Annotated in this window: 7 protein-coding genes and 1 pseudogene; 4 read left to right on the top strand and 4 right to left on the bottom strand. The window is 38.3% G+C overall.

Annotated features, from left to right (window positions below; translation table 11 throughout):
* Window positions 1-136: 136 nt before the first annotated feature.
* The 3 genes and pseudogenes from IJ535_RS11410 to IJ535_RS11420 form a co-directional block, all read left to right on the top strand.
* Window positions 137-994, top strand: a pseudogene (locus IJ535_RS11410) (glycoside hydrolase family 1 protein); the annotation flags it as partial.
* 156 nt (window positions 995-1,150) lie between these two features.
* On the top strand, window positions 1,151-2,989 hold the full coding sequence (locus IJ535_RS11415; RefSeq protein ID WP_294302873.1) for a glycoside hydrolase family 3 protein: 1,839 nt from the start codon (window positions 1,151-1,153) through the stop codon (window positions 2,987-2,989).
* Between the two features lie 131 nt (window positions 2,990-3,120).
* A complete protein-coding gene (locus IJ535_RS11420; RefSeq protein WP_294302876.1) occupies window positions 3,121-6,705 on the top strand; it encodes an FMN-binding protein in 3,585 nt (1,194 codons plus the stop codon).
* 101 nt (window positions 6,706-6,806) lie between these two features.
* Here the strand turns inward: IJ535_RS11420 and IJ535_RS11425 are convergent, their stop codons facing one another.
* Entirely contained in the window at window positions 6,807-7,034 is a 228-nt protein-coding gene (locus IJ535_RS11425; RefSeq protein ID WP_294302879.1) for a DUF6465 family protein, read from the bottom strand.
* A gap of 120 nt (window positions 7,035-7,154) precedes the next feature.
* Window positions 7,155-8,576, bottom strand: a complete 1,422-nt coding sequence (locus IJ535_RS11430) for a Y-family DNA polymerase (RefSeq protein ID WP_294302882.1) — start codon at window positions 8,574-8,576, stop codon at window positions 7,155-7,157.
* Window positions 8,577-8,881: 305 nt separating this feature from the next.
* Here IJ535_RS11430 and IJ535_RS11435 point away from each other — a divergent pair, with 305 nt between their 5' ends.
* Complete coding sequence (locus IJ535_RS11435; protein ID WP_294302885.1) at window positions 8,882-10,291, top strand: M15 family metallopeptidase; 1,410 nt, start codon at window positions 8,882-8,884, stop codon at window positions 10,289-10,291.
* A 147-nt stretch (window positions 10,292-10,438) separates the two neighbouring features.
* Here IJ535_RS11435 and IJ535_RS11440 read toward each other — a convergent pair whose 3' ends face one another.
* Window positions 10,439-11,086 carry a CatA-like O-acetyltransferase gene (locus tag IJ535_RS11440; RefSeq protein ID WP_294302888.1) on the bottom strand — a complete coding sequence of 216 codons (648 nt, stop codon included), beginning with the start codon at window positions 11,084-11,086 and terminating at the stop codon, window positions 10,439-10,441.
* A 30-nt stretch (window positions 11,087-11,116) separates the two neighbouring features.
* Entirely contained in the window at window positions 11,117-12,046 is a 930-nt protein-coding gene (locus IJ535_RS11445; protein WP_294302891.1) for a DUF3472 domain-containing protein, read from the bottom strand.
* Between the last annotated feature and the right edge of the window lie 253 nt (window positions 12,047-12,299).

A 12,299-nucleotide genomic window follows, 5' to 3' on the forward strand; every position in this document is an offset into this window, starting at 1 on the left:
TCCAAAAGAAATAATTGAAAAACTTTTGCCATGGTCAAAAGAAATCCCAGACGAAATAAAAGCTCCTTCAAACTGCTAATTTAAGCGGTTCGAGGGAGCTTTTTAATATCCTAACACCGTAAGCTGTAACTACGCTTACGGATATACTGGCCCAATCACTGGGGTGAAGGATGACCCAAAGATTCGTTATCAGGCACTTCATCATCAGTTTGTTGCCAGTGCACGTGTTGTAAAATATGCTCACGACAATTATCCACAGTTTAAGATGGGCAACATGATTTGCTTTATGACAACATATCCAGCCACATGCAAGCCAGATGACATGCTAAAGGCTCAGTCTGAAATGCGCATGAAAAATTGGTTCTGTTCAGACATAATGGTTAGAGGCCGTTACCCAGAGTATGCAGACCGATACTTTGAAGAAAATGATATAAGAATCAAGATGGAAGATGGCGATTTAGATATCATTAAAGAAGGAACTGTTGACTTCTATACATTTAGCTATTACATGAGCATTTGTGCTAGTACAGATGAGAATGAAAAGCTTACTGGTGGAAACCTTATGGGTGGTGTAAAAAATCCATATCTTGAAGCAAGTGACTGGGGATGGCAGATTGACCCTAAGGGGCTTCGTTACACATTGAATGCTATCTATGACAGATATCATATACCAATGATGGTTGTAGAAAACGGTCTTGGTGCAGTTGATAAAGTTGAAGCAGATGGCACTATCAATGACGATTACAGAATTGATTATTTGAGAAAGCATATTACAGAAATGAAGGAAGCTGTAAAAGATGGAGTTGATTTAATGGGTTACACACCATGGGGTTGCATTGATTTAGTTAGTGCATCCACAGGAGAGATGGCAAAACGCTACGGTTTTATCTATGTTGACAAACACGACGATGGAACAGGAACTCTTGCACGTAGCAAAAAGAAATCCTTTGAGTGGTTCAAAGGTGTAATTGAATCAAATGGAGAAAAGCTGTAGTTAACAGCCTAACACATAAAAGACCTATGATAATTAATAACTAATATCATAGGTCTTTTTTGGTATTAATTTCATAGCCTATTTAACAATTATTACATACCTTTATCTTATAAATATAAGATATGAACGGTTAATGCAAATAGTAGGAGGAAAGGCATGGTAAAAAAGAAATTTTCGTTATTTATGGCTATGTGTATGATATTGTCTACACTTGTATTTTGTGTCAGTCCTCTGACGGCAAAGGCAGATGACAGAATAAAAGATATGGTTGAGGATATGACTACCCAGGAGAAGGTGGCGCAGATGTTGATGCCATCATTTAGATACTGGGGCGAAGGTGATGAAAAGGAAGGTGTAACGGAGATAAATGATGCTATAAGAGCAACATTAAACAAGTATAGCTTTGGTGGAGTAATAGTTTTTGCTCAAAATTGTCAGAATGCTAAGCAGACAACTGCACTTATAAATTCTATGCAAAAGGCAAACCTGGCTGGCGGTGCGCAAAGTGCACTTCTTGTTTCAATAGACCAGGAGGGCGGATATATTACAAGACTTAACACTGGTACTGCCATGCCTGGAAATATGGCAATAGGAGCTACTGGAGATACTGAGAATGCATACAGGGCAGCCAATATTATAGGTAATGAGCTGGCAGTGCAGGGAATTAATGTGGATTTTGCGCCAGTAATGGATGTGAATAATAATCCTGCAAATCCAATAATCGGCGTAAGATCATTTTCTGATGATCCGAATGTAGTTGAGAAGTTTGGAGCAAAATATATTGAGGGACTTCACAATAATGGAGTTATGGCTGCATTGAAGCATTTCCCAGGTCACGGTGATACTAATACTGATAGCCATACAGGTCTTCCAACGATAGATAAGACTTATGATGAGTTAAAGAAGATGGAATTGATTCCATTTGCAGGTGTGGCAAAAAATGCTGATTTTATAATGACGGCCCATATTCAATATCCAAAGATTGAATCGCAAACCTATATTTCTAAATCAACTGGAGAAGAAATATATTTGCCAGCTACATTATCAAAAACAATTTTGACTGATATTTTGAGAAATGATATGGGATTTTCAGGCGTTGTTGTTACAGATGCTATGGATATGGCTGCAATTGCGGAGCACTTTAGTAAGATGGATTCTACAAGACTTGCAATAAATGCAGGTACGGATATGATTCTTATGCCTGTAGATTTATCTACGCCAGCAGGATTAATCAATTTGGATAAATATATAGATGGTGTTGTTGAACAGGTTAATAATGGCGCCATATCAACTGCAAGGGTAGATGAGTCTGTGTATAGAATCTTGAAGATGAAGGCAAAATATGGCTTGATGCATGATGATTCATTAAACGTAATGAAGAAAGCTTCAAGAATCACTCCATCTGAGGTACTTGCCCAAGCGACTGTTGGTTCTAAAGCCCACCACGATGTGGAATGGGATATAGCAGTAGATGCTATTACAGCTGTTAAAAATGATAATGCTTTCCCAATAACCTCTGACAAGAAGGTGGTAGTACTTTATCCAGCGGAAAATCAGGCAAATTCAATCTTGTATGGAATGGAAAAGCTGAAGAATTCTAAGGTTAATATAAATAGCGATAATATAGTGGCTGTCTGCACAAAGGATATGGCAGAAGATGGGATATTAGCTGCCACTGAGGGTGCTGATGTTGTGATTATGATTTCAGCTACTTATTCAGCGAATTTTAAAAATCAGGAGTTGGCTAACAAGCTTGTTGCAAAGACTCATGAGAGGGGGAAAAAGTTTATTTTACTAAGTGCACATTTACCTTATGATGTATCAATGTGCCCAGAGGCAGATGGTATAATAGCTTGCTACTGTGGAAAGGGAATGGCAGAATTACCTACAGGAAAATCTGATTCAAAGCAGTATAATCCTAATATCCCAGCAGCTATCTATACATTGTTTGGCGGTAGTAATCCAACTGGAAAGTTGCCTGTAAAAATTAACTAGTATAATCGGGTATCTTACCACTGAGAAATCTTTTTTAGAGAAATATATAATTTATATTTGACATTCTCCTTGAGTTTGACTACACTAACACTGGTTAGCGGCTAACAACATATAACAAGGAGAATAATGATATGAATAAATGGAAAAGAGCTTTGGCAGTTGCAACTGCAACTACTTTAGCCGTTTCATCATCTTCTATCCAATCTCTTGCTTATACAGAAGGGGTAACTGAAGATAATTTGGTACAGGCAGATTCTAATCAAAGTGAAAATACAAAGAATGAATCTGTAGTTACTGAAGAAAATGAAACTGAAGTTGCTGAAAATGTTACAACTGAGGAAAATACAAAGGATGAAATTATAGCTGAGGAATCTTCTGTTAAAAATTCTTCAACAAAAAATGAATCAGATTCTGAGTCTAATTCAACAGCATCAGAAGCTAAGACAAATAAATCCGAATTGCAGGACGGTCTATACCGTGGTAGTGCGAAAGGATTTAAGAGTGAAATCACTGTTGAAGTAACAGTAAATGGTGGCAAAATAGAAAAGATTGATGTTGTATCACAGAAGGATACAAAAAGTTATTGGGATAAGGCGGTAGCGGTAATTGATTCTATTTTAAGTAGTCAGTCTACAGATGTGGATGCTGTTAGTGGCGCAACTTATTCTAGTAACGGTATTAAAGAAGCTACTAAGAATGCACTTGCCGGTGAGACTGTGAATGATTCTGAGGACACTGGTGATAAGGATGCTAAGGAGTTTGACCCTGCTATTTTTGAGTCTGGTGAAGGAACCCAGGAAAGTCCATACGTAATTACAAATGAGACACAGCTAAGAGACTTTGCTAAATCATTCAGTGAAGAAAATACTTACAAGGATAAATATATTACCCTGTCTAATGATATTGAGCTTACTGAAGGTGACTGGACTGTAATAGGTGAGGGCGAATATGCTTTCAGTGGTAATTTTGATGGTAATGGACATACTGTCAGTGGAGTAAAGATTGGTTCGGCAGATAATCATTATCATGACAATGGCTCTCTTTACTATGCATTCTTCAGTGCACTTGACAAAGATTCATTTGTTAAGGATCTAAATCTTGATGTAAACATATATGTAGAAGGCGATAATAATCTATATGTTGCCGGTTTGGCAGGCTATGTGGCTGGAACTGTTGATAATGTAACTGTAGATGGAAATGTTTGGGGACGCAGTGGTCTTACAAACGAAACTGCTAATCATTTTGGTGGCGGTATCGCAGGATACATGTATAGAGCGAATATTTTAAATTGTGTTAATAATGCAGATGTATATGCACAGTCTACAGGTGGTATTGCCGAGGCTGGTGGTATAGGTGGCCTTAACAATCGTTCACTTATTGCAAACTGTGTCGGCAACGGTAAAATCTCTGGTTCTGCCAACAGAGAAGCAGAAGGAATGACTGCTCTTGGCGGTATTATGGGTGTTCATGCTGGCACCATGGTTAGTTGCGTGGGCAATGCTGATATGGATTCGCTAGATTATTCTATGTACGTTGGCGAGCTTGCAGGATGGGCAACAGGTATTGCTGTTTTATATGATAATTTCTACAATCTTGAAGCAAGCCAGGTAATTGAAGGCAAAAATGTAAATCCTGTGGAAGCAGTTGGCTGGCTGGTAGGGCCTGGAACTACTGAGGAAAATGAAAAATTTGCCGGTGGCGTTAACAGTGGTGCGATTGGTGTAAAAACAGCAGATATTAATTCAAAGGATTTTGCAAAAAGATTAAATAATTTATTTGATGCATATCCTGTAAAGATTAGCGATTTTACAACAAAGGTTTCACTGAAAAAGTGGAATGTTGGAACAAAATCGGTACTTCCAAATGGTGAGGTAACCTCTTACACATACAAGGAGCCTGTTATTGAAAAGGAAGAGGAGCAGGTAAATGTAGTATCAGGGGAATTCTTCGGAAGAAGCAAGGATATGACCACAATAATAAAGCTATATTATGATAAGAATAATAAGCAGGTTGTTGAGGTTGTTAGTGGTGATTCAGACGAAAATTCCAGCGCATACAAGGAAGCCTATGCGTCAGCAGTCACAAAAATGGAAAATGGTGATTATACTGGATATGGCAAGGTAAATCCAACTATTTTTGCTGCTGGGGATGGTACACAGAACAACCCTTATATAATAGCTACAGAAGAGCAGCTTGTTAATTTCAACAAATCATTAAATGCAGATGAGAACTATAGTGGAGTTTATGTAGCTCTTGGTTCGGATATCAAACTTGCAAATGAATGGAAATTAGCTGGTGGCAACACACCATATCCATTCAGTGGTGTATTTGATGGAAGAGGATACACAATTTCTGGATTGCGAATCGGTTCAGAGGAGAACCCATCTTCTTATAGATATGCTGGTTTGTTCCCATATTTATTAGGGGCAATCGTAAAAGATGTAAAATTTACAGATGCTAAGATTGTTACACAGACAAATGACGATAACAGATATTATGCAGGTGTTCTAAGTGCTGCCACAGAGGCTGAGGGCACAAATGGATATATTGATAGTGTTTATGTAGATGATGCTTATGTGAGTGTTTCTACAAATTCAGGAGCTGCTTATGTAGCTGGCCTTGTTGGATATGACATGGACAATGTTATTGTTAATTGTAAGGTTGATGCTACAGTAATTGCTAATTCTAAAGCTTCTTGGGATTATGCAGGTATTTTGACTGGTCTTGCAGCATGGAGTGGATTAGTTAACAATAGAGTAAGTGGTTCTGTTAATGTAACAGCAAATCTTAATAAGGCGGCAGCTGGTGGTATTGCAGGTATGATGGCAGCAGCTACATATAACAATGCTACAGATGTAACTATTTCATCAGAGCGTTATACTAATGATCTTGGAGAAATTTCTGGTAGAAATACTGGAATATCTTATAGCTCAAACAACTATTACAACAAAGAAGCAAATGTGGTTTGTGGTGGACAGAAGGTAGAAACCAAAGCGGTAGGAACTGTTGTAAATGGAGCAGTTGATACAGAGTCTTATGGTATGTCTAAATCAGATTTTGATAGCAATGCTCTGTTGGAAAAGTTGAATAAGGCTACAGAGTTAGAAACATACCAGAACCTATTACTTTATTTGAAGGATAGTTGGGAGTTGGATTTTGCCAGCAGAGCAACAGTTAAGCCATGGAAGATTTCAGGAACAGGTACAGCTGGTGCAGGCGGAAATACAAGTGGTAGTTCAGCTGGTAGTTCAGCAACAGCTACTTCCCAGACATCGACCCCAGCATCAACAGGTTCTGCAATATCTGCAACAGCTACTAATACTACAAAACAGATTGCAGAAGCAACTACACCATTAGCTGGTAATACCAATAAAGCTGTGGCTAATTCGGCAGATACTTCTAATAGAAGTAGAAAGGCTTCTAATGGAAGTGCAAAGACGGCCACAAATAATGTGGAAGATGAATCTGCAGAAGATGAAGCTTCAAAAGAAGATTCATCTAATACAGATGATACAAGTGCTAATGATAATGGTGCAAATGAGGATAATAATAACACTATAGAGGATGAGGATGTACCAGCAGCTGCTGATGAAGAAATGGCAGCAGATGCTTCAGCTTCATCAAATGTGTTACCAATAGTAGGTATAGTTGTAATTGCATTGATTGCTATAGGACTTTTAGCTATGCAGGTATATAGCACACGTAAGAGAAAGTAATAATTGGATGAAAAAAATCGCACTCAGGGAATCCCGAGTGCGATTTTTATGTGTTTGGTTTTGCCGAAATATGAAGCTTTAATGCTTCATAAAAAAGAAACTTATAAATCCACAGAACCAGTACAATCTTTATTACCTACATAATAAATCTTGTGCTCCTCTGGCTTAATATAAATTTCAAGTTTCTCTAGCTCAACGCCTTTGTAATCAACGCGAAATTGAGCTGTTGCTTTCTTGGCGCACTCAGCCTCAGAAATCTCAATTCCCTGATACTGAAGGACTGATGTACTCTTTACGTTACTCTTTGTTGTCTTTTTTCTTGTTGCCATTTTTTCTAGCCTCCCCATATGGATTGAAATAAGTTTATAAATATCTCATACAAGACAATTATAGCCATTTGTCTAATAAAATGCAAAAAATATTGTTATTATTAATAAAAAATGGCAAAGCTAAGCTTTATGTCCGCCAATTTGTTCATTTCTTTCGCGGGTTGTTGCGCCTTCTAACAGGTTAAGCCCTTTTAATATAGCGTTGGGACCGTACTTGGTTCGAACGTTCAGTAGCGCACCATGAATCTGCTTTTCCTTATTAATAGCTTCGTAATCAGTAAATAAATCCATTTGATAGCAACCTCCATCACTTTTTACGTTACAGGCGCAGATTCCAAGCTTACGAAACAGGATCCTGTGGTCACATTTGGCGATAACATCCTTCATTATGGCATCAATTATTAGCTTAGAGGTGTTGGTGGCAGTGCGTATATTTACCGTGCCTGTGGAGTGGGCTGGATGAAGCCTTCCATACCAATCAATTGCAAGAGGTCCATCATAATGAGGGCAATATTCTAAGCTTTTATAATCATAGCTTACCCACCAGGTGAATTTGGATGATACAAGATTCTTTTTGTACATGTCACAGCATAGGATATCAATCATCTCCTTTAGGACGATGCACACCTCTTCATATTTGTAAGGGCGAGGCAATACCTGACCATTGGAAAGCGAGTGATTATCAGATTTATAGTTTTTGATATGTTGCATGGTGACAGGCTCAATTCCCCATGCATGGTCAATGAGAATCTCGGCATCTATGCCAAAGGTCTTGTAAAACCATTCTTCATCTATCTGAGAACGTTCGGCAACATCCCCCATAGTAAACATCATATTACTCTCCAGGCGGCGGGCCTTACCGCGTCCTATTTGCCAAAAATCAGTGAGAGGTGTGTGGGGCCAAAGAAGGGTCTTATATGATTCTTCGTTTAGGTCAGCTATGCGAACCCCATCTTTGTCGGCAGGAGCTTTTTTGGCAACAATATCCATTGCAACCTTGGCAAGATAGAGGTTCGTCCCAATGCCTACAGTAGCAGTGATTCCCGTTTGCTTAAGGACATCCTTTATCATGGTTAGAGCCATAACATGAGCAGGATTTTGCCTAGTTTTTATAGCCTGGTCTTCATACAGATGCAGATAAGGTGTGCAATCGATGAAGCTTTCATCAATGCTGTATACGTGGATATCCTCTGGGGCAACATACTTAAGAAAAATACCATAAATCTTTGCAGATACTTTTTCGTATTCAAGCATCCTAGGTACTGCGGTAATATAAAGGACGTTGGTATGGTGAAGCTTTTCATATCTATCAATGGCTTGCTTGGCCTCAAAAAGCCTAGGTCTACTGGGGACGCCAATAGCCTTAAGGGCAGGTGATACTGCAAGGCAGATAGTTTGGTCGCTTCTACTGGAATCCGCCACAAGCAGATTGGCTTTAAGGGGATCAAGCCCCCTTGCCACACATTCCACGGAAGCGTAGAAGGACTTCATATCGATGGCAATATAGCACTTAGGAATTAGCAGATGCTCAGAATTATCCATTAGGAAACACCTACCAATTTAGACAAATATGAAAAACAAAGTGTATCATCAAAATCTACAGCAATGATTGTATTGTTAAGTTCCATAGGCTGTACCTCCTTTTACAATAGAATATAAATTCCGAATATATGTTTGCCTTGTAATAAGATGATACACCCGAACAACCATTCGTGTAAATCGAACAAAATGTTAAATTTTGCATAAAACAAAAATCTATGAACTTTCTGCGACTTTTGACCATTATTAAACTATTTGGGGTAAAATTTTTGTTACATACAAGTTTAATAATATAAAGGAGGTTCGTTTTGAAAAAAATAGTTAGAAGTCTTACAAGTGCAGTAATTATTATGGTGCTGACACTTACTGCATTCAGTAGCAGTACACTAGAGGTTAGCGCTAAAACAGATGATGTAAAGCTATCAGCTGATTCTTCGGATTTCGTATTGCTAAGCGATGTGGTTCCTGATGCAATTCAAGAGATTAGGTACTATTCAACTTATAATTTTGTTGGAGATAGAATTGCAGGTTATGAAGAGCCAGTGGCATTACTGACAAAAGAAGCTGCAGTTGCTTTAAAGGGTGTCAGCGATGAGTTGGTACAAAAGGGTTATAGGCTGAAAATATTTGATGCATATCGTCCTCAAATGGCCGTTACTAATTTTATGAATTGGGCCTTAGATGTGAACGATGTACGCATGAAGCAATATTTTTACCCAGAATTAGATAAATCTGTGCTATTTCCTCAAGGATATATTGCTGAGCATTCTGGTCACAGCAGAGGTAGCACACTGGATCTGACTCTTTTTGATATGAGAACAGAAAAAGAAGTGGATATGGGTGGAACCTTTGATTATTTTGGTGAGCTCAGCCATCCAGATTATAAAGGAATTACTAAGGAGCAGTACGCAAACAGAATGCTTCTTAGAGATGTTATGGTTAGACATGGATTTAATCCTTTGCCAGAGGAATGGTGGCATTTTACATTGAAAAATGAGCCATTTAAGGACACATATTTCACATTCCCAGTCTCAACAAAATCTGTAATATCATCTGCAAATACAACAGGAGCTACAGCTTCAACTACAACCATGTTAGGCAAGTCTCCAGATTGGATTGCAAAACTGCCACAGGCAAAGACTTCTAAGCAAATGCTTGTAGTGGCAAACTATGAAGGTACAACAGCATGGGTTTCTTTGAACGAAAAGGCCGCTGATGGAAAATGGTATCAGATTATGAGTACACCAGGATTTATCGGCAAAAACGGTCTGGGTAAAACTAAGGAAGGTGACGCCAAAACACCTGTAGGAACTTATGGATTTAACGCTGCATTTGGTATTGCTCCAGATCCAGGTTGCGCTATACCTTATATACAGGTGGGCAACGAACAGTATTGGTCTGGGGATGTTAACCCGGGAATGCAGTACAATAAAATGGTTATGATTAATCAATATCCAAATCTGGATACAGAAAACAGTGAACATATCATTGAATATACACGCCAATATCAATATTGCTTAAATATCAGCTACAATGCTGAGGGTGTACCAGGTCTTGGCTCAGCTATATTCCTTCACTGCTTAGGTCCTAACAAGCCATATACAGGTGGTTGTGTTGCAATCCCTGAAAACCAAATGAAAGTGGTAATGCAAAATGTAAAACCAGATTGCACAGTAGTAATTGATACACTTGAGAATCTTGGGGGTTCGTTTAATTAATAGCTATCAGGGTTTCATTAGCAATTTACTGATAAGCCATTATAAAAAGTAAAACTGGGAGTGATAAATTACACTAAGATATTTTAAAAAGAACAGTTATCTCGAAAGAGATAGCTGTTCTTTTTTGCTTGCTATTGGGAGTGATAGTTACATCAATTCATCGATAAATCGAGTCAATGCTTCTGCAAATTGTCCAACGTGAAGTCCATCAATTAAGCGATGATTTACTTCTATAGATATACCCAGTTCGAATTGGTCATCATGTTTAATATATTTTCCCCATGAGATATGGGGAATAGATTCATCTCTTGCTTGCTCAGATGCGAGTTCATGTACATTTGTCATAGCAGTCATATCTACCCATGGAATGCAGGAAAAATAAATTAGAGAATCTTTTTCCATACTTTTTTCCAGGAAAATAGTTTGATTTTGACTGAGTTCTTTTGCCTGATTGCAAAAATCAATAATTGATTTTTCACAAGGCATTGTCACGATATGAAAAAGCTCGCTGCCTTTTTTTATATCAGTAAAGCTTGGTATTCTTTCAGATAAATAATAAATATCTGATTGTCTTATTACATAATGAAACGCTGGAATGCTATTGATGGCTTTTGTACATAAATAAACTAAGGCATAATAAAATGAAATATGATGTTGTTTTGTAAAATGGTACAGTTTGGTCACATTCTGCCTAAACGCAATCATATAAAATGGATCTGATAGTTCGCTGAAGAAATTAAAGATTTCTTTTCTTTCCCATGCATCATAATTGACTTTTGATTCAATAATGTCCATTTGCCATCTCCTATTTGTCTTAAAACTTTTTTATTTAACCGTTAGTGTTTTTGGCTCCGAAATTCCACCATTCTTTCCAGTTACGCCTGTAGTGATAATCCAGAAAGTATCCCCATCCGTTCCATAATTGTAGCTTCCTGGGTAATCAAAATTTTGTAAAAACTCGCATTCATTTAATGAAATCCAATTTTCGCTTCCCTCTGGGCAAATACGGGCATTTTTTATTTCCATCGTTCTAATCTCGCCCGAGGTTTTTGGATTGAAGTTTTCTAGAAACATAGCCACATCTCCTGTAAATGCGATATCCTTAATTCCTAGATCGTACTTGCTTAAGTAGGTCCATTGCTCGGTTTCCAAATCTTGCACCAATTGTTCTACAGTAGTATTTCCGGTTGTTTCTGAAGTGCCACACTGAATTATCATCCGATACCACTTTCCGGGCTTCCAATCATAGTCGACGAGTGTATGGGCACCTTCGCCCTCTCCATCGAAGCTGGTGTCCTCATCAGACTCTGGATAAACTCGCGTTGGCGTTATTGTTGTTATGTTTCCGTCTTCATCTTCGCAGTAAATATCCCAAAATGCCATTATTCCAACTTTGGTTTCATCGGCTTCTCGTCGTTGAAGACCGGCATACATACCGATACCGCCTTCGTTCCAGACATTAGTATACTTGTCCTTTAAAGAGGAATAATCCAGGGTGAGATTTACAGGACTGCAGTAGGTTGCAAATGGCATGTAATCAGCCTTAATATCTGCAGAATACTTGGTGAATCGTGTGACTTTATCATTTTTTAACCAGCCAGCTATATAAGGAGAACGCTGAGTGCTTGTATTGTTGCAGGCTTCAATTTCCTCAGCTGTAGGAAGCTCGAGCCTTTCTTCCCAGACAGCAGGAGGTGAAAAAGCATCCTCGGTTTCTGCTGGGAGTTCTGTATATTCTGTTTCGGAAGAAGTCAATGATTCAGCTGTTTTAGTGTAAGAAGCTGATTCTATGGTATTTGAAGTGGCTGGAGTATCCACAGACTTCTGGCATGCAGTTAAGAGTAAAGCCGCCGTAAGGCAAATAAAAGGTAAGCGTAGTTACAGCTTACGGTGTTAGGATATTAAAAAGCTCCCTCGAACCGCTTAAATTAGCAGTTTGAAGGAGCTTTTATTTCGTCTGGGATTTCTTTTGACCATGGCAAAAGTTTTTCAATTATTTCTTTTGGAA

This window comes from Pseudobutyrivibrio sp. (assembly GCF_017471675.1).
In the GTDB taxonomy this organism is placed as follows: domain Bacteria; phylum Bacillota; class Clostridia; order Lachnospirales; family Lachnospiraceae; genus Pseudobutyrivibrio.